Here is an 18363-nt window from a genome sequence, read left to right as displayed (position 1 = left end):
ACCTCAGACTGCAACTGGGTATAAAGTGCAACGACAAACCAGGCTTAAGCGTACCATTCCTTTTAAAATTTATTGCCACCAATGACACAAAATGAGCCGTTATTTCGTCAAAGGTTTAGAGGGTCATCTGCATTACATATAGGGTCTTGAATAAGGCAGGGTGTATCTGCTTTCTTTCGCCTTGCTGACTCTGGGAAGGGAATGACTACGGCAGATCCCTGTCTCCCGTAGTCTAAGATACTTCTTATTCCTATCAGGGTAATTCAAAGAATTAAACAGGCTTATTTTTCCAACGGTTCGCCAGCCGCCTTCCAGCCATTAATACTGGGAGGAAAACTGCGAACATTCGTGTACCCTAACAACCGCAACGCCGTCATGCCAATTGCCGTGCGATGCCCACTCGAACAGTATAAAATTACAGGTTTATTCGTGGGAATTTTATCCAAATTTTTGGTGAGCGATCGCACGGGAATATTAATAGCACCAGGAATGTGTCCTGAAGCATATTCCGACGGTTGTCGCACATCCACTAATACTACATCTTTCTCCTTTTTTAACTTGTTTTTCAACTGCTTCACTGGCATCACTGTGTAGTAATCTCGTGGTAGCGAATTCAGCAACTGATCCACTGCTGTATAGACTTCTGCGCTAGGTGGACTCGTCACCTTAGAGTCTACGGCAGCTAGGGAAGATTTAGGAACGAATACACCACTCAACAGCATTAAAACCAGTAAGAATCCCAGGAGTAATCCTGATATCATTTTTTTGATTTTCATCATTCTTTTTCCTTTCTCCAACGGTTTAAAATACTTATTCAGTAAGCTTTAGCTTACTTGAGCTTTGAGCCAGAAATTTATTTCTTGGCTCCCAATTCTCGTGTCCACCCCTATTTGGCAACAAGCGAACCAGACTGGCTTTTGCAAAATTCCTGTTATGACACATCTCTACTTTTAGTAGCCACTCCAGAAATATGAGGGCTAACAATTGGAAAATAAACCTGAAACTGTTGATAATTTAGGTTTTCAAATCCAGCCTTTTCTAACGCCAGCCCTGTTTCCCGATTTGGATGACACCCATCAAACACCGTTTTCCAAATCGGCTCAATGCTACCTTGAATCCGCCGTTGCCAACTGCCACATTCAGCCGCCACATGTTCAACAAATAAAAAGCGACCCCCTGGCTTAAGAACTCGCCGGATTTCTTGCACCGTTTTGGTAAGATTGCTGACGGAACAGAGGACGTAGGTACTGACAACAGCATCCACACTATTATCCTCAACATCAATCCGTTCAGCCGACCCACTTTTTATATCAATCCGGTTCAACCCAACCTGTTCGGCTTCCTGTTCTAGGTAGGAATGCATAAAGGGATTTGGTTCAACGCCTATCCAATGAATGTCAGTGGGATAATACGCCAAATTCGCCCCAGCGCCTGGTCCAATTTCTACAACTTTCCCCTGCAAGTCGGCAAATAAAGCCTGCTTGAGTTGAGCTAGGGTAGAATTGCTACTGCAATTTGCTAATTGAATAGCATTTTCATCGGCTGCGTTGGCTTTCGCCATTCCCCAAGCAAATAACTGTTTATACCAGTTTGGACAGGGTTGTATTTTTAAGACCATAACGATTCACCATTCACAATTAGGGAACTTTCATGGTAGCAAGTTAGCCTTCACCTTGTTTCTTAGCGGCGATGACGCCAGCCAGGTTAAGGTATGAACCCAATCCTGCCACTGTAGCGCTGTGATAGACTCAACAGCAGGTCTGTTAGTTTCAGGAAACTATGCCTGTAAAAACAAAATCTCAAGTATTCTCTATATTGCATGAACAGCAACAAGAGCTACGGCGTTTTGGAGTAAAACAGTGTGGAGTTTTTGGTTCATTTATTCGTGATGCAATCCACGACAAAAGCGATGTTGATATTCTGGTGGTATTTGAGCCAGACCAGAAAACTTTTGATAACTTTATGCACTTGTCTTTTTTTCTAGAAGATCTATTTGGTAGAGCCGTTGACCTGATTACTATCGAGTCGTTAAGTCCTTACATCGGTTCGCGTATTCTAGATGAGGTTGAGTCTGTCTGTTTCAGCGCGTGAGTATTTACAGCATATCCTCGACAAAACCACCTACATTATCACAAGCTCTAGGGGTCTGGATAAAACTACTTTTGTGCAAGACGAAACCTTGAAACGGGCTTATGTTCGTAGCCTTGAAGTAATTGGCGAAGCGGTTAAACAACTACCTGATACACTACGTCAGAACTATACCACAATTGAATGGCGTGCGATCGCGGGAATGCGTGACCGCTTAATCCATAACTACTTCGGCGTTGATTACGATATTGTATGGGACGTTGTTACCAGCAAAGTTCCTGAGTTAGATACGGAAATCCGAAAAATTATCGAGCAGGAGTATCCATAGCTCGGCTAAATAAAACCTTATATCTTCTTGTTTCTCGTTCCCTGTTAAGAAATCGCTCTCACCACGATGACTGCCAAGATATGATCAAATGTAAAGTTGTCCTACTATGAGTCAGACCGAATGCCCTCTGCTGTTTGTGTCCAACACGTCCAAAAAACCTACGATAAAATTCCTGTGGTTAATGACCTCTCCTTCACTATCGAATCGGGAGAGATATTTGGTCTACTCGGTCCCAACGGTGCGGGGAAATCGACGACGATTCGCATGTTAACCACTTTAACCAGACCCACTGAAGGGCAAATTGAGATTGCGGGTTACAATGTGGTGCGTCAACCGGCTGAGGTCAAGCAAAATATCGGTGTTGTGTTGCAACAAACCAGTGTTGATAACGATCTGACCGTTTGGGAGAATATGGAACTCCACGGACGTTTGCACCACATTTCCAATCCCCGACGGCAAACCCTGATTAACCAGTGGTTGGAGTACGTAGAATTAGCCCAAAGGCGGGATTCGCCCGTCAAAACCCTATCAGGTGGGATGAAGCGTCGCCTGCAAATTGCTAGGGCGCTACTCCACCAACCCAAAATTCTATTTTTAGATGAACCCACGGTGGGACTTGATCCCCAAACCCGTCGTCGCCTGTGGGAGATTATTCGCGATTTAAACCGCCAAGGGATGACTATGCTGCTGACGACGCATTACATGGACGAGGTGGAGGTGTTGTGTGATGCCTATGGGACAAGTCAGCCGGGACGCATCGGTATTATGGACTGTGGTAAGCTAATTGAGCTGGGAACCTTGCAACAACTGAAAGCTAACCATGGTGAAGGGTTACTGATGAAACAAATTGGCGATCGCTTCGAGTATAAGTTCTTTCCCACTCTAGATGATGCCAATGCCTATCTTGACAGCTTACCGGATAAAACAGGTATGATGGTTCGTCCCTCAAATTTAGAAGATATCTTTGTGGAACTGACGGGACGACAACTCGATTGATGAGCATTTCGGTACTTGCCAATCCCTAATCACTCAAAATTCTCGGACTTGGTCGGGGCGGGTTTCGTTAAGTTAGTGGTTTGAGTAAAACCCGTCCCTACACACTCACAACTCAATAAGAGGGCGGGTTTTGAACCCAAGTTATCGTCAACAGCTTGAGCGAATTCCCTAAACCCGCCCCTACACATTCAACACTCAAAACGTCCCCAATCCCCAATGCCTCGTCTAGCGACCCAAATTGAAGCGATTCTATACTTAAAGGGCAAACCCTTGTCCCTGGCGGAAATTGCTGAGTGTGCCAGATGCGATCGCTCGGCGGCAGAAGATGCTTTAATTGAACTGATGTCAGACTATGCCTATCGAGACAGCGCCCTAGAAGTCGTCGAGACACCAAAGGGCTATAGCTTGCAGTTACGGGCTTCATTTGCTACGTTAATGCAAAGTCTAGTGCCTGCTGAATTAGGTGTAGGAGCATTGAGAACCTTAGCGGCGATCGCAATCAAACAACCTATTGCTCAAACTGAACTGATCGACTTACGCGGTAGTGGTGCGTATCAACATGTTCAAGAACTCATCTCCCTCGGATTTGTCAGCAGACGCCGACAAACTGATGGTCGTTCCTACTGGTTGCAAGTCACCAATAAATTTCATCAACACTTTGAACTCGATAACCTCCTACCGTCCCTACGCACATCCTCTCAATCCTAAGCACCACTTCATCTGATCTTATCCTTCAGCCCCAAGGACAATCCTGAATTTCTTCCTTAAGAACTAGGACTGTTGAACCAAAGCACCAAGTCGGTAGCTAGTACAATCGTTTAGAGTAGAAACAAGTAAGTCACATCTTTTAATTTCTAATGGTATTTAACTCTGACTTCCTCAATTCTCCCCCTGAAGATGACGCAACCAACCAACTCCTGAACTATCTCCAACACCAATCCCCCGATGTGCTGTCCCAGGTTGCCAAATCTGCCAGCCCGGAAATTCAGCAAATCATTTCCCAGAATGTCCAAGGACTGGTGGGCATGCTTCCATCTGAGAGTTTCAATGTACAAGTTACCACAGATCGCGAAAACTTAGCTGGATTGTTGGCTTCGGCGATGATGACGGGCTATTTTCTGCGTCGCATGGAACAACGCATGGAACTAGAAGATAATATGACTGACACCATGAATTGGCATGGGCAATCCCGTTACAACGACCACTCTAACGGTTCTTCCTTCTAAACTCATTCAAAGTAAAAGCCTAATAGAGTCATGGAAAAGCTATTCCCCCGTCTAATGAAGACGGGAGGCGGGGGATTGGGCTGCCGTAAAGGGCAGTCATTTTTGTCTGATTTACTACCATAGCGCGGCGGAAGTAACTCATCAGTTAACCAGAGACGACAAAGCAGATATAGCTTGTCGCCCTCCAGGTTAAGACTTTCTACGGCTGAAACGAGAAGGTATCCGTAAGAACCCTTCTGCCTCCTCCCAGGTAGCGCTACTAGAGTATAATTAATACGATAAATTAGTGGATCGTCAGTCTTGATATCCAGCAAAATTTTCCTAACATGAACAACTTATTGCCAATTATTACCGGATTTGTTTTAATCTACGCTTTACTCGTTTTGGTGGGTGGCGTAATCGGGTATGTCAAAGCCAAAAGCCAAAAATCCCTAATTTCGGGTATCAGTAGTGGTTTAGGACTGTTGGTGGCTTGGTGGCTTTGTCGGATTATCCCCATTATGGGACTCGGACTCGCCACATTCATTTCTCTAGTGTTATTTATCGTTTTTATTATTCGCCTTTTCCGCACCCGCAGCTTTATGCCTTCTGGCATGATGATGGTTTTTTCGCTAATGGCTACCGTACTCTTTTCTGTAGGATTATTAGCAGCAGAGGGTTTCTTGCAATAGAAGAGTATCTTTTCTCAATAACCCGGACGCTCAAGCAAAGTAGCAGGCGATAAGATGAGAAAATCTTTCAAAACTCCTTATGTTGTACTTCCTATCTTATTGGGCTGCTGCTTTTTCATTTATTTCATCAGTTCGGGTCAATATCCTTGGCTCAAATCTTTTTCTTTAGATATTGCCTCAGAAATTACTGGCATTCTAATTGTCGTCTTTTCGATTGATCGGGTCATTGCGATCGATCAAGAAAATCAACGCAGAAAATTAGAAGCTGTGGCATTCCTGCAACTAAGGAGACCGCTTCGACGTCACTTTTATTTATTTTTTAATATGTTTAAGGCGGCTATTGCCGAAAAACCCGATAAAAATTATCAAACAGTCGTTGACTTATTTGATCATACATTTTTTGAAGAATTAGCGTTTCTAGATTTTTCAAAACCAGCCCCTGTATTGGGCGCAATTGAGGCGGATTGGTCAGATTATCTATTACGTGAATGTTCGCAGTTTAAGGAATCCTTAAACCGCACGATGGAAAAATATTGTTTATTTTTACAACCTGAACTCATTGAATTGATGGAAGAAGTTATTAATTCTCCATTTCTTTGGATTGTCTTCAATGCGCCTGTAATTCGGCAATTCAGTGCAAAAAATAATACATCTAATTCTTATAATTTATTAGCCCGACAAGAAATTCGGGATTTACTGAAAGAGTATATTCAACTTATTACAGCGTTATTAGAGCAATATAATCAAAGAGTTCCTGAAGACAAGCAAATTAAAATTTCTGATGAATTATGGGCAAAGGAAGTTCTACCAAAAATTGGTAGTGGTCGAATCTAGTGCATCGGGCATGAACATACTTGAGCAGCTTCGTAGATAGGATGAAGCTGGGGGAGCTGGGGGAGCTGGGGGAGCTGGGGGAGCGGGGGAAGCAAATGTAGAGACGTGCCATGGCACGTCTGGGAGCTGGGGGAGATATTAATTGATAAGCCCAAATTAATTCTATTAAACGACTCGAATCCATCCTCGATTTAAACCTTCATAAATCCGTTCAACTAAGTGTTCCTCTTCCATTGAGAGTGATTGCTTCGATAAAAGGGCTGACATAAATAGTTGTTGATCAATCCAGCTAATTTGACGCATATCAATAATGCGATGGGCAATTTGCTGGACGGGAAATTTGGGAAAGCAAACTTGAGCAGATTTCATTGGGTCTTTGGCAACGTGGTGTATCTCTCCTTGTATAAAATATATTAAAGAACTTATCGATTTTTTAACGTGATCAAATCAGCAGATTGTCAGTGATTATGACTTAACCAAAATTGTGATAAGTATTGATTCGCCAAGTGATGCTTCCTGAGGAAGGATTATGATAAGTTTGTCTTTTTTAGGTGATCTAAATCACAAAATGTTAGGGATGACTATGCAACTGAGGTACAGTCTCTAAGCAAGATCCCCGACTTCTTCAAGAAGTTTGGGATCTGTCTGTGTACCTCACTTGAAAAGCGCTGTATCAATCAATACGACCTCAAACCCTTACAAATGACAAATGACAAATGACGAATGACAATCTCCGCCATTAACTTTAATTGTCCCCACCTACTTATACCTTTTGTTTCCAATACTTAAATGCTTTGACCTGACCTAATTCTAATAGGTGCGAGTCTCTTAGGGTGAGGGTAAGAGTTGGCGGCGAGGGTTCAACTCCCAAGGCGGCGATGATTTGATGACCTAAGACTCGTCCGAGTCGTGGCGGTACAGCATTCCCTACCTGTCGAAATCCATGCCATTTCGTCCCATGAAAGCGAAACCAGTCCGGAAATGAATGTAAACGTGCGGCTTCTCGTACTGAAATTACCCGTGGATATTCAGGATGAATGGGACGGGGGGAGGTATAGCTACCCCGATCATATCCAGTACCTGCCCGTAGAGTGTAGCAGGGTTTGCCCCAGTCTAGGCGTTGTAAGCGACTAATTGCTTCCAATTGACCCGGTGGTGTTTGATTAAACCGTTCAATAGAGGCTGGATTGTGTTGGGTTCGCTTAGAACTGGTTAAGAGGAATGGATTCCATTTGCGGGGATGGGCAAAATTAAAGGGATCGCTTATGATATTTCGTAGTTTTTCTACGTAAGGCATGGCTAATGCCTGGAGTAATTTTAACTGGGGGAGTGTCAGTTCTACCCAGTCTGAGGTTTGGAGTTCAGGAAAATCATCTAAATTCGGTAAATCCGCGATCGCATCCCGAACGGTACAAAATTCGGAGGATGATTGCAATTGAGGCTGAGGATAGGTTACAGGTTTAACTCCCACCTGATTTCCCAACACAAATAACCGTTGTCGCTGCTGGGGTACACCAAAATTAACCGCGTTGAGGACTTGTATCGGTTGAGTTATCTCATATCCGGCGGCGTTAAACTCCCATTGCAACCGATTCAATAAGTCTTGGTATTTTTTCCACCCTAAACCCGGAACATTCTCCATCAGAAAATAACGCGGCTGGAGTTCTTTGACCAAGCGACAGAACTCAAAGACTAAAAGGTTACGTTTGTCACAAACCTGACGTTTCCCCATCCCAGAGAATCCCTGACAAGGGGGTCCACCAAATACTAAGTCTATGTCCATCCTGTCGCGATCGCTAACTCGAACCGGACGTTTTTGGCGATCGCACCAATTCCGCAAGGCTTTCTGGATATGTGTTCCCGTCAACTCAGTCACATCAGCGCACAAGACATGAGTCTGGGGAAAATTAAACTTATAGACAGCCGCGTGAATCGGGTCTTTTTCCACTGCGATCGCCACATCAAACCCCGCCTGTTCGATTCCCAAGGAAAACCCACCAACACCTGCAAATAAATCAATGGCGACAGGTCGATACCCTAATTTTGCCATCCCCTCATCCGTTGTTTTATACCAAGTTGCAGTCTAATGTACAATCTTCTGCCTTTTTATCCTAACGTTCAGAAGGTAGAGGTAACGTCTCCATCTGACTGATAATTTCCAATAGTGACAGTCCCAAACTCTTGTTCAACGCCGCATTACTTTCAGGACAACTGTGCTGCATTAAACAGCGAGGACAACCCTGATCACAGTCACACCCTTCTGCTAACACCTTAGCTTTGAACGCAAAGTCCCAGAAGCGATGAAAAATAGCCTCAGATACCCCATTTCCCCCTGGGGTTGTATCAAACCAATACCCAATTGTGGGTAAGGTGTGTTGACGGTTGGGTTTGTTCACGATTAGACTATTTACCTCCTGAGTCTCACTTAGAATTAATAAGGGTACAGCCAAATTAATTTGGTGAGTAATAGAATGTAACGCAATCCGTTCTGGCGGACAAGACCAAAGACAGGTATAGTCACTAGGAATAGTCTTCCCATACTGCTGAACCAATTTTTGTTTGATTCCTTTAACCTGTTGAGTCAAATAGTCCTGAATCGGTTGATTAACTTCAATTTGCAGTACAGGTGCTTCCAGTCGAGTTAAATAAGGCTGCTCAAAATTCACCGTTTTAATCCGTTTCTGGATTTCAGCAAACCGTGTTCTGCGCCGACAGTCTGGACATTGAGCTTCTTTGACAGGTGTATGGTATCGCCGACATTGAAAATTTTGGCAGGTTTTGTCGTATTCTAGACTGTAGAGTGTATATCCATTAACGTAATCGGTAATTTCTCCCCAACCCAGAATTAGGCGTATTCGTCCTTCCGGAATTCTTGTTGGCAAAATCTTCGGTTCAGCTAAGTTAGATTTGAGTTCAATCTCAGTTTCTTGCTCCGCACGAGTTAACTGCTGGGGATCTTCAGCTAGAGGTTTTAAAATTGCCTGTTGATTCTGCAAATCCAGACTTTGACAAGAATACCAAACCCGATCGCCCCAAGGTGACTGATGCTGATAAATTGCCTCAGGAAAGACTTCTCGCTGGGCGTGTTTTTCATCCAATTCCTCAAATTCTTCCCCCGTCTGTTGATCCACCAATGTCACCGTAAAATGGTTCGTTCCTCGCATTTGCACGTCTTTATGGGGATAAGGTTTCGTCCACAAGTGCTGGTGGCGAGAAAGGGATAACTGATGTTGATTCATCAACTGAATAGCAATGTCTGCGGCGGACTGACCAAAATATTGATAGAATTTCTCCAACGGAATCCCACTCTCACAAGCCCCACAAAGTAAATGCTGTTTGAGGAAGACTTGATAATCGGGATTACATACCGCACTTTCAACTTCACCTCTTAACAATAAGTCCGGGTTATTCCCATAAAAATAATCCAAGGCGTTTTGGGCAATGGGCAGAAAAATCACTAAACCAGGGCTTTTCCGTCCCGCCCTTCCTTGACGTTGACGTAACTGCATCAGTGAACCGGGATAACCGCGCAGTAAGCAACAATCCAATTCCGGAATATCAATCCCTGCTTCTAAGGCTGAGGTTGCCAGAATAATACTAATTTCTCCCGCACTCAGTTGCTGAATGATTTGGCGACGATGATGAGATTTAAGGGAACCATAAAATATCCTCACTTGGGATTTAAGATAACCTTGTCCCCGTTGCTCTAGATGTTCTTGGATTTGATTTAAGAGAGATTTGAGGGAAATGCGACTATTACAAAAAACAATCCCCTTTAATCCTTGCTCTAACCAAGCTAAGACAATCGCACAAGATTCAATATTGGCATACTTAGATGGTGCTAAACAGAGGGTTGTCCGCGCCGCCGTTGCTGCACCACTGTTCTCGATTAGCGATAAATTTCCCTGTCTTCCACTAAAGGTTTCGGCTAATTCCTCTGGATTGCCAATCGTAGCCGTGGCAAAGATATGTTGTAATTGAGTGGAATCTCCACCACTTTGATCGATCGCTAATCGTAATCGTCGCATTAGATTGGCAAAGTGGGCACCAAAACTACCGCGATAAGTATGGGCTTCATCAATTACCAAATAACGCAGATTTCTCAGAAACCCTTGCCACGATTGCCATTGCGGTTTAAAAACTTTAAAAAGTTGATGGTGGAGTAAGTCAGGGGTGATACAAACAATTTGCGGCGATTGTTCTAATAATTTAATCCGTTCCGCCATGGGAACATCTCCCGTCAGCATCACGACATTAATCTGCTGAAACTTCGGGATTAGGTCAATAATGTCGTGAATTTGCCGCAACTGATCCACCGCCAACGCCTTTAAGGGAAAAATAAATAGGGCGGTGGCGTGGGGATCGATCAGACAGGTTTCCAGAATCGGAAGGAGAAACGCTAGAGTTTTGCCACTGGCTGTTGGGGTTGAGAGTAAAATATCTCCTCCTTGACGCAACGCCTGTAATGAGGCGTACTGATGAGACCATAGAGAGTGGATGCCAATGGTATTTAAGGCGTAGTGGAGAACTTTGGGTAAATCCTGGGGTAAGGGTTCCGCCTTTTCCTGGGAAGCGGGAGTAATTTCTACAGCGGTTAACTTTTCCCCGTCGAGTAGGCTTTGAGCGATCGCCCGAAATGCAGGGGGTTGAATCGCGGCGATGTCGGCTTCACTGACTTGGGGAGTTGCTGACGGAGACGATGCAGGGGTTGAGGATAATCGAGGATGGCTGGGTTCAATTAAATCATGCTGTCGAATTTCTAGGTAGGCGCATTCCAGATGGGTTTCTATCTCGGCTCGTTGATCGGGAAAGGCGGCGGTGTAGACGGTTAAAGCGGCTTCCAATCGTTGAATGGCTTGGCGTAGGTTCTGAATGCGATCGCCTTTATTCCGCTCTAAATAAATTAACCCCAAATAATAGTGAGTTTGCGCCCAATCCTGGGGATCATCAGCCTGAGTGAAAACCTGAGCGGCAATTTCGTAGCCAATGCGGACAATTTCCAGATTATCCGTGCGATCGCCGCCAGGAAACTGGTTAATGAATTGACTAATTCCCCGCAGGCGTCTCGCCAGATCCGGCTTGTGACGATCATCCAATTCAGCCAACCTTGCGATCGCCCATTCCTGTAGCACCAGGGCAAACGTCTCATTCAGCTTATCAGAGTTCTCTGCCAGGAACGTATGCACCACAGATACATCTTCGTTGCTGGGTAAAGTAATCAACAACAATTGGTGGAGAAACGTCTTCAGCGTTTCCCAGTTTGGATCAGCCATGATCTAAGCCAGCATTCTGCCAGCGCGTTATTCCTATCAGGTCTGCTTGTTCAATTATTGTACAGTAGGGGATAAGGACAGCTTTGGTTAATTTTCAATCCCACCAATAGGAAATCACCACCGCGTCGCGATCGCGTTGCATTTCCTGATCCGAAACCCCAGCTTCTAATCGAGCCATCAGTTTTCAGGCATTGGACGATAGTTTGCCATTGCCAGAAGCGTATCAATCACACCGCTAAAGCTCAAACCATTTTCGTCGGGAGCAAAAATCGGTTTTGTGAACATAAAACTTGCCCATAAAGACGAGTTTTTTGCAAGATCCGTAATCACTTCCTCACCGTCAAACTCATTGAAGCGGCGTTGCCAAACTAGGGCAGCGAATAATTCTTGAGGAGAATAGGATTGAGCTATAAGTTTTATTTTGGCTAGGTCAAGCATTACTATTTTTTATTTTTCAATTATCGAAACCCGTAAAAATAAGCTAGTATACCTTCGTTCATCCCAGCTCCAAGATTTGATCGTACATACCTACACAGTATGCAAAGAAAATTGCTATGATAGTCAGTCGATGGGACTACTATAACATTGGATCAGTCGTCAAATCCGATGCTGTTCCAGACGTAGTCGGTTAGGGAAGCATCTCAATTCAGCACAATTATTGGTCGTGGAAGCATTGTGTCCCCTAGAATTTATAACTTATGTACGCCTCTACAGAACCCCGACAATTGAATAAGGGCGGGTTTTGCTGATCAGTTATCGATGAGAAAGGGCGGGTTTTGTTTTTCCGTTATCGGTGAGGAGGGCGGGTTTTGTTTTTCCGTTATTTCAGCAATAGCTGACTTTAGTCCCTAAACCCGCCCCTACAGGGGAATACTTGGCTCCGAAGACAAATGACAAATGACAAATGACAAATGACAAATAAAATGCGCCGCCTATCTTTTTTTCGGAATTGGACGATTATAGTCCTACTATTACTTTGGTGTACAAGCTGTTCATTTCAAGACTCAGAAGATATTAATTTAACACTCAACGCCCAAGCCGCAGGTCGTCCTGGGCTCTACAGCTTGAGTGGCACAACGAATCTCCCTGATCAAAGTCAAATAACCGTAGCCGCAATTCGCGATTTACGGTTTCCGGATCAGGCGGTTTATCGGGATGAATCGTATTCTCCTTATTCCATTCTGGATCGTCAAGTGGTCAGAGTTGAGGACGGAAAATGGCAAGCCACGCTAAATTTATGGCAAGTAGCGCCCGATGGACATTTCCGGGAAGCATGGCAACTGGATCAATCGCCCATTGGTGACTCCTTGCAACCCTCTGCTGATGTATCATTTGTGGCATTATTTGATCCACAGGGTCAACTGCCGACTGTAGAAAATCAAACCATCCAAACACCCGAACTTGAAGGTCAACTGGTTCGCTTTACGAACGAAGGTCAGCCTTATGTTAAAGTCACTCAAAGCCAACGGATTCCTCTGCCAACGGGTCGAAAAACTCCCCCTGTGGTTAAACCGGAAGATAGGAATTGGGGTTGGGGAACGCAGCGCTATGAACTTCCATCAAAACCCCCAACGCCTGGGAATGTACGTCCGCCGACATTGAAAACTGAACAAACAAATCAACCGCTTTTGCCTTCAGAATTTTTGCGCTGATGGGCGAGACAGGAAACTAAGTCAGGGCGGGTTTAGTTACTTATGGGTGCGAAATAAATGATAGTAGTAAAACCCGCCCCTACACTTAAAACGATTGGCTTTGCCTACTCTCGTCGCTCAATCACGAGTTTCAAACGAGCAACCAGCGCCCCGATCGCACCGACAGCCGCGATGACGGGAAACAGCGTCACCCCAACGACTCCACCCACGACGCCAACGGTTAGGGGAATTTCGATTAAGATTTGATCTTCTTCGTTCTTGACGATAATCCGGCGAATGTTACCCTGATGGATCAGTTCCCTCACTTTACCCACTAAGTCATCGCCACTAATGGTGAATTCTTCGACATTGACTTGGGTTGTGGTATCAACGTCGGGTTCAATAGACTGTAACTCATTTTCTAGAGGAACGGTGTTAGCGTTAATCTCTTCGACGCTTTCTTCTGTGCGAATGGGTTCGTTCATGGTTAAGCTTCTGTATGTCACTATCTTTCAGGGTAACGAACTCAGTTGCTAGAGAGTTCACCAGTTAGGTTGAATTGATTGGATGATTCGGGACTATATAAAGAAATCTCTACCGTAGAGTTTGGCACAATACATCTATGGGCACTTGACAAAGAAAGGAAAAATGTATCCAAAAATCTTGGTAATGGTTTTTTTACTGACTGGATTAGGATTAGCGACTCCTATCCGGGCAGAAAATGCGGATCAGGTTCGCCAATTATTGGACACTGGAGCCTGTCGCCGATGTGCTTTAGAAGGAGCAAATTTGAGAGATGCAGACTTGAGACTCGCTGATTTGAGAGATACTGATTTGAGAGATGCGGATTTGAGAGGGGCTGATCTCAGGGAAGCCGATTTGAGACGGGCAGATTTGACCGATGCGAATCTCAAAGGGGCTGATTTGAGGGGGACTTATTTGAGATTAACGAATTTGACTGATGTGAACCTGAAACGGGCAAACCTTTGCGGTGTGATTATGCCCGATGGCGAAACCTCTGAGCAAGGGTGTGAGTAAGTCAGAAAACCCGCCCGGAACCTGGAGTAGCCCGGAGTTCAAACTCCGGGCTAAAAGCTCAAGTCCATTAAAATGGACTAACTTAGAGGCGGCTGAATAAGTGTTGTGGTGGGGAGAGGCAACAGGGAACAGGCAACAGGCAACAGTTTCAACTAAAATTGTGGAATAGATTTTATCATTGAATCGGGCGCAAGTCTTTGCGCCCCTACGGTTTCGGGGCGTAATTCTAATTCATCAAATAAGGTGTGCCACGCCAGTAGTGGCGTAACCGGGTTAAAATAGGACTTTGTTTGTAGTAAGCACAAAGCGTGCTTTAACGCCTAGCTGGAGAGGGCTTTAGCCCTCACTACGAACCAAATCTATTTCACCATTTTAGCTGGGTCACGCCAGTAGGGTGGGCATTGCCCACCCGCCTTAATTGAGTACCATTTCACTTAAGGGCTTCCTCAGGATAACTCAGTCTTAACTCATCTAACTTTCACCACCGTTTCAGAACCCAGTAGTATTCTAGTCATTAAGTGAGAAAATCAGTTCCAGAAACACCAGCATCAATGAAAATTACCTACTTAACCTTCGCCTCTATTGTCTTGCTGGGCTTAACCGCTTGCAATAATGCCAATACAACTCCCTCTGCTAACGTGGAAAGCCAAACTCAACAAAGCAATCCTAGCCCTGTGGCTAATCCTGCTAACAAGCAGACAACTCTAGTCAGCTTTTATGTAGAGGATGGGGTGGCGATAAAAGGTACCGATCCTGTGGCATACTTTACCCAAGGACAACCCCTTCCCGGTCGTGCCGAATTTGAATATGAATGGCAAGGAGCCACCTGGCGATTTGCCAGTGCAGAAAATCGTGACTTGTTTGCCAATAATCCTGAGCAATATGCTCCTCAATATGGGGGATATTGTGCTTGGGCGGTAAGCCAAGGCTACACGGCTCCGATTGATCCGAATGCTTGGAAAATTGTGGACGGTAAACTTTACCTAAATTTCAATCGACGTATTCAGCAACGTTGGGAAAAAGATGTTCCGGGACATATTGCTCAAGCTAATCAGAACTGGCCCCAGGTTTTGGAGGAGTGATACCAAGGTATTTCTGTACATTTAAAGGGATTAGGTATAGCGGTACTAAGACAGGTTAGGACATTCTTTAATGTTCCCTCTTCCCTGTTAAGAGTTCCCTCTTGAACTAACTGATGTCCTAACGTATTCCCCAGGCTAAGAGCATCTGAATTAGGCTTCGGGAAGCTTTCCCTTGATCACCTACGCTCTTACCTAAAAACGAGATAAAATTAAATCGGAGATCCTCTGTAACGGAATAGACCATTGCACGAACTGGGAATCACACAAAATATCGTTGATATCGTTGCCGAACATGCTAAAGGGGCAAAAGTGCGACGAGTTTGCCTGGAAATTGGTCAGTTAGCGGCGATAATGCCGGATGCGGTGCTATTTTGTTTTGATGTTTGTAGCAAAGACACTCCCTTAGAAGGGGCAACTCTCGATATCATTGAAATTCCAGGTATTGGTCGCTGTCGTCACTGTAATGCCCAAATTCCCCTCGATCAACCTTTTGGTCTCTGTGAATGCGGTAGTGTAGAACTGGATATAATATCGGGTCAAGAACTGAAAATTAAGGAAATGGAGGTCGAACCATGTGTGTAACCTGCGGCTGTTCTGATGGTGCTGACACCACGCTTACTAATCCGGAAACGGGGGAGGTTTTTACCATGGCTAACTCCAATCATGACCCAAATCATACCCATACATTACCTGATGGGACTGTTGTCACGCACTCCTCCTCATCTAGCCACTCCCATACTCACACTTTGCCCGATGGTCGAGTCATCACCCACACTCACACTCACGATTCGTCGGGGAATCACCACGATGAAGCCTCTCAAGTTCACGCCCAGGTTCACGGTACAAAAATCTCCCTGGAAGCGGATATCCTGGGAAAAAATGATCTAATTGCTGCCCAAAACCGGGGATGGTTTAAAGGGCGTAATATTTTGGCGCTAAATCTAGTGAGTTCTCCGGGGGCGGGTAAAACGACGTTATTGACGCGCACGATTCAGGATTTACAGGCACAATTGCCGATTAATGTGATTGAAGGGGATCAAGCTACGGCGAATGATGCCCAGAAGATTCAACAAACTGGGTGTAAGGTTGTCCAAATTAATACCGGAACCGGGTGTCATTTGGAAGCGGCGATGGTGGAACGGGGTTGCACTCAACTCAATCCTCCCCTCAATTCTGTGGTGATGATTGAGAATGTGGGAAATCTTGTTTGTCCCGCCTTATTTGATTTGGGGGAACAGGCAAAGGTGGCGATTTTATCGGTAACTGAGGGCGATGATAAGCCGATTAAATATCCTCATATGTTCCGTGCTAGCCAAGTGATGATTCTGACGAAAATTGACCTGTTGCCTTATGTAGACTTTGATGTGGAACGCTGTATTGAGTATGCGCGAACGGTTAATCCTCAGATGCAGGTGTTTCAGGTTTCGGCAAAAACAGGTGTTGGGCTAGAGGGTTGGTATGAATGGTTAAATTACCAGTGTCAATCCCCATGAAATTTATCGGAATTGACCTCGGTTGGACGTCGGGTGCAAGTGGTTTATGTTGCTTAAATTGGTCAGATGGACAGCTTCAGCTATTAGAATTAAACCGTCAACAAGCCACAGTTGATATCCTGAATTGGATTGACAATTGGACAGCCGCCACTGAACCCGCCCTCATCGCCGTAGACGCCCCCACGCTGATTCCCAATGCCACGGGAATGCGCCTCCCGGATAAACTTAGTCATCGGTATTTTCACCGCTACCACGCGGGTTGTTATCCCGCCAATCGCCAGCGCCCTTTTGCTCAACGCACAATAGAGTTTGGTCTGAGTTTGGAAGCACGGGGATTTATTCACGCCCCCCAGATAACGCCTCAAACCCTGGGACGCTATCAAATTGAGGTCTTTCCCCATCCCGCGATCGTTCATTTATTTGGATTAAATCGGATTCTGAAATATAAGAAAGGAAAACTGGCAGAACGTCAAGGGGAATTATTAAAACTTTATCATTTAATTCGGGAGGTATTGCCGAGTTTAGAACCAAAACTTGATGGGATTGATGGTTTAAATGGTAGTTTTTTGGAACGATTTACGGGGGCGACGCTGAAGGAACTAGAAGATAAACTGGATAGTTTAATCTGTGCCTATATTGCGGCGTACTGGTGGTATTGGGGGATTGAGCGGAATTGGGTATTGGGTGATGTCAGTACGGGTTATATTATTGTCCCTGCACCTGTCGTGTCAACTTAAGCCACAACCCCCTCTCCCCCAACTCACAAGGGTAGGTTTTTTACCTTGACGGTATAATGGGGGTAAGACTTGGAAGACCTGGAGGGAAAGTGGACAAGGAAGAAGACAAAAAAAACATAAAAACTCATGAAGATCTTATTATCTATCAAAAAGCGTTTGATGCAGCCATGACTATTTTTGAAATATCAAAACAATTTCCCCTAGAAGAAAGATATTCTCTAACTGACCAAATTAGACGTTCATCTCGTGCTGTGTGTGCTAACTTAGCAGAAGCGTGGAGAAAAAGAAGGTATAAAGCATCGTTTCTGGCTAAGTTAAATGATTGTGAAGCCGAAAGTGCTGAAACGCAGGTTTGGCTGAAATTTGCTGTTAAATGTGAGTATATATCAACGGAGCAAGGGAGAAAAATATATCATACATATAATCAAATTTTAAGCGGATTAGTCAAGATGATTAATCATCCAGAAAATTGGTTAATTGGTTGAGCTATGTTAAGAAATAAACATTTAAAAGACTGGTCAAAAATTGTCTCCTCTCATTTTTCTCATTTATCTTTGCCTGAAGTAATCGGTTTAGCCACTTGGAGCTTTGGCATGGTGATGACAGGTTCAAGTAGTCTGACCCGAGTTTCAGAATTTATCGCTAAAATCAAAGGAGAAAAAAGCAATACAGTCAGACAAAGACAGAAAGAATGGTATCAAGATAGAAAAGGAAAGAAACGAGAAAAGAGAAGAGAGTTAGATGTCAGCCAATGCTTTGCACCTTTACTCAAGAGGATTCTAAGTCATTCAACTTAGCTAGAAATGATGCCTGATACCTCCTCTTTCTCCACGCTTCCGCTAAATTAGCGCACACGGCTCTTGCTGGATCGTCGAATTTGATCAGTGAGAGAATATCTTTCTTCTATGGGAAACTGTGTAGATACTTCAAAAATAGTCATAGCTGCATCAAACGCTTTTTGATAAA

General features: G+C 44.4%; 22 protein-coding genes and 1 pseudogene. 15 read left to right on the top strand and 8 right to left on the bottom strand.

Annotated features, from left to right (window positions below):
• Positions 1 to 281: 281 nt before the first annotated feature.
• Both RIG66_RS23200 and RIG66_RS23195 read right to left on the bottom strand, forming a co-directional pair.
• Complete coding sequence (locus RIG66_RS23200) at positions 282 to 779, bottom strand: rhodanese-like domain-containing protein (RefSeq protein ID WP_446381069.1); 498 nt, start codon at positions 777 to 779, stop codon at positions 282 to 284.
• 152 nt (positions 780 to 931) lie between these two features.
• A complete protein-coding gene (locus tag RIG66_RS23195; RefSeq protein WP_446381068.1) occupies positions 932 to 1618 on the bottom strand; it encodes a class I SAM-dependent methyltransferase in 687 nt (228 codons plus the stop codon).
• 161 nt (positions 1619 to 1779) lie between these two features.
• Between RIG66_RS23195 and RIG66_RS23190 the strand changes: the two genes are divergently transcribed.
• From RIG66_RS23190 to RIG66_RS23160, 7 genes are all read left to right on the top strand, one after another.
• Positions 1780 to 2091 (top strand): nucleotidyltransferase family protein, encoded by a 312-nt coding sequence (locus RIG66_RS23190; RefSeq protein WP_446381067.1) that lies wholly within the window; start codon positions 1780 to 1782, stop codon positions 2089 to 2091.
• Complete coding sequence (locus tag RIG66_RS23185) at positions 2060 to 2416, top strand: HepT-like ribonuclease domain-containing protein (protein ID WP_446381066.1); 357 nt, start codon at positions 2060 to 2062, stop codon at positions 2414 to 2416. Before RIG66_RS23190 ends, RIG66_RS23185 begins: the two co-directional genes overlap by 32 nt.
• 120 nt (positions 2417 to 2536) lie before the next feature.
• Positions 2537 to 3412, top strand: coding sequence for an ABC transporter ATP-binding protein (locus tag RIG66_RS23180; RefSeq protein WP_446381065.1), 876 nt, complete (start codon positions 2537 to 2539; stop codon positions 3410 to 3412).
• Positions 3413 to 3628: 216 nt separating this feature from the next.
• Positions 3629 to 4120 carry an SMC-Scp complex subunit ScpB gene (scpB, locus tag RIG66_RS23175; protein ID WP_446381064.1) on the top strand — a complete coding sequence of 164 codons (492 nt, stop codon included), beginning with the start codon at positions 3629 to 3631 and terminating at the stop codon, positions 4118 to 4120.
• Between the two features lie 149 nt (positions 4121 to 4269).
• A complete protein-coding gene (locus tag RIG66_RS23170) occupies positions 4270 to 4638 on the top strand; it encodes a DUF760 domain-containing protein (RefSeq protein ID WP_446381063.1) in 369 nt (122 codons plus the stop codon).
• Positions 4639 to 4964: 326 nt separating this feature from the next.
• Positions 4965 to 5309 carry a TMEM14 family protein gene (locus RIG66_RS23165; protein WP_446355357.1) on the top strand — a complete coding sequence of 115 codons (345 nt, stop codon included), beginning with the start codon at positions 4965 to 4967 and terminating at the stop codon, positions 5307 to 5309.
• A 54-nt stretch (positions 5310 to 5363) separates the two neighbouring features.
• Positions 5364 to 6143 carry a hypothetical protein gene (locus tag RIG66_RS23160; RefSeq protein ID WP_446381062.1) on the top strand — a complete coding sequence of 260 codons (780 nt, stop codon included), beginning with the start codon at positions 5364 to 5366 and terminating at the stop codon, positions 6141 to 6143.
• 165 nt (positions 6144 to 6308) lie between these two features.
• Here RIG66_RS23160 and RIG66_RS23155 read toward each other — a convergent pair whose 3' ends face one another.
• The 4 genes from RIG66_RS23155 to RIG66_RS23140 form a co-directional block, all read right to left on the bottom strand.
• Positions 6309 to 6512 (bottom strand): hypothetical protein, encoded by a 204-nt coding sequence (locus RIG66_RS23155; protein WP_446340310.1) that lies wholly within the window; start codon positions 6510 to 6512, stop codon positions 6309 to 6311.
• 394 nt (positions 6513 to 6906) lie between these two features.
• A complete protein-coding gene (locus RIG66_RS23150) occupies positions 6907 to 8193 on the bottom strand; it encodes a DNA cytosine methyltransferase (protein WP_446381061.1) in 1287 nt (428 codons plus the stop codon).
• 61 nt (positions 8194 to 8254) lie between these two features.
• Positions 8255 to 11416, bottom strand: coding sequence for a DEAD/DEAH box helicase (locus RIG66_RS23145; protein WP_446381060.1), 3162 nt, complete (start codon positions 11414 to 11416; stop codon positions 8255 to 8257).
• 177 nt (positions 11417 to 11593) lie between these two features.
• Positions 11594 to 11854: a hypothetical protein gene (locus RIG66_RS23140; RefSeq protein ID WP_446381059.1), complete on the bottom strand. Its 261-nt coding sequence runs from the start codon at positions 11852 to 11854 to the stop codon at positions 11594 to 11596.
• 473 nt (positions 11855 to 12327) lie between these two features.
• Between RIG66_RS23140 and RIG66_RS23135 the strand changes: the two genes are divergently transcribed.
• Positions 12328 to 13068, top strand: coding sequence for a hypothetical protein (locus RIG66_RS23135; protein ID WP_446381058.1), 741 nt, complete (start codon positions 12328 to 12330; stop codon positions 13066 to 13068).
• 104 nt (positions 13069 to 13172) lie between these two features.
• On the opposite strand, the gene RIG66_RS23130 is transcribed toward RIG66_RS23135, so the two are convergent.
• Entirely contained in the window at positions 13173 to 13532 is a 360-nt protein-coding gene (locus RIG66_RS23130; protein WP_044210663.1) for a DUF4342 domain-containing protein, read from the bottom strand.
• A gap of 163 nt (positions 13533 to 13695) precedes the next feature.
• Here RIG66_RS23130 and RIG66_RS23125 point away from each other — a divergent pair, with 163 nt between their 5' ends.
• From RIG66_RS23125 to RIG66_RS23095, 7 genes are all read left to right on the top strand, one after another.
• Positions 13696 to 14085 (top strand): pentapeptide repeat-containing protein, encoded by a 390-nt coding sequence (locus RIG66_RS23125; protein ID WP_446381057.1) that lies wholly within the window; start codon positions 13696 to 13698, stop codon positions 14083 to 14085.
• A gap of 551 nt (positions 14086 to 14636) precedes the next feature.
• Positions 14637 to 15167 carry a YHS domain-containing (seleno)protein gene (locus tag RIG66_RS23120; protein WP_446381056.1) on the top strand — a complete coding sequence of 177 codons (531 nt, stop codon included), beginning with the start codon at positions 14637 to 14639 and terminating at the stop codon, positions 15165 to 15167.
• Between the two features lie 243 nt (positions 15168 to 15410).
• Positions 15411 to 15749, top strand: coding sequence for a hydrogenase maturation nickel metallochaperone HypA/HybF (locus RIG66_RS23115; protein ID WP_446381055.1), 339 nt, complete (start codon positions 15411 to 15413; stop codon positions 15747 to 15749).
• Positions 15740 to 16660, top strand: coding sequence for a hydrogenase nickel incorporation protein HypB (hypB, locus tag RIG66_RS23110; protein ID WP_446381054.1), 921 nt, complete (start codon positions 15740 to 15742; stop codon positions 16658 to 16660). The genes RIG66_RS23115 and hypB overlap by 10 nt, the downstream gene beginning before the upstream one ends.
• The gene (locus RIG66_RS23105; protein ID WP_446381129.1) at positions 16657 to 17397 is read left to right on the top strand and encodes a DUF429 domain-containing protein; all 741 of its coding nucleotides are present in this window, start codon (positions 16657 to 16659) and stop codon (positions 17395 to 17397) included. The genes hypB and RIG66_RS23105 overlap by 4 nt, the downstream gene beginning before the upstream one ends.
• 56 nt (positions 17398 to 17453) lie before the next feature.
• Positions 17454 to 17882: a four helix bundle protein gene (locus RIG66_RS23100; RefSeq protein WP_446381053.1), complete on the top strand. Its 429-nt coding sequence runs from the start codon at positions 17454 to 17456 to the stop codon at positions 17880 to 17882.
• Between the two features lie 3 nt (positions 17883 to 17885).
• Positions 17886 to 18194, top strand: coding sequence for a hypothetical protein (locus RIG66_RS23095; protein WP_446381052.1), 309 nt, complete (start codon positions 17886 to 17888; stop codon positions 18192 to 18194).
• Here RIG66_RS23095 and RIG66_RS23090 read toward each other — a convergent pair.
• Positions 18172 to 18363, bottom strand: a pseudogene (locus tag RIG66_RS23090) (four helix bundle protein); the annotation flags it as partial. The gene RIG66_RS23095 and the pseudogene RIG66_RS23090 sit on opposite strands and share 23 nt — an antisense overlap.

This window comes from Coleofasciculus sp. E2-BRE-01, assembly GCF_040221695.1.
Classification (GTDB): domain Bacteria; phylum Cyanobacteriota; class Cyanobacteriia; order Cyanobacteriales; family Coleofasciculaceae; genus Coleofasciculus.
Note: the sequence above shows the minus strand (reverse complement) of the source record. Positions and strands in the feature narration are given on the sequence as shown.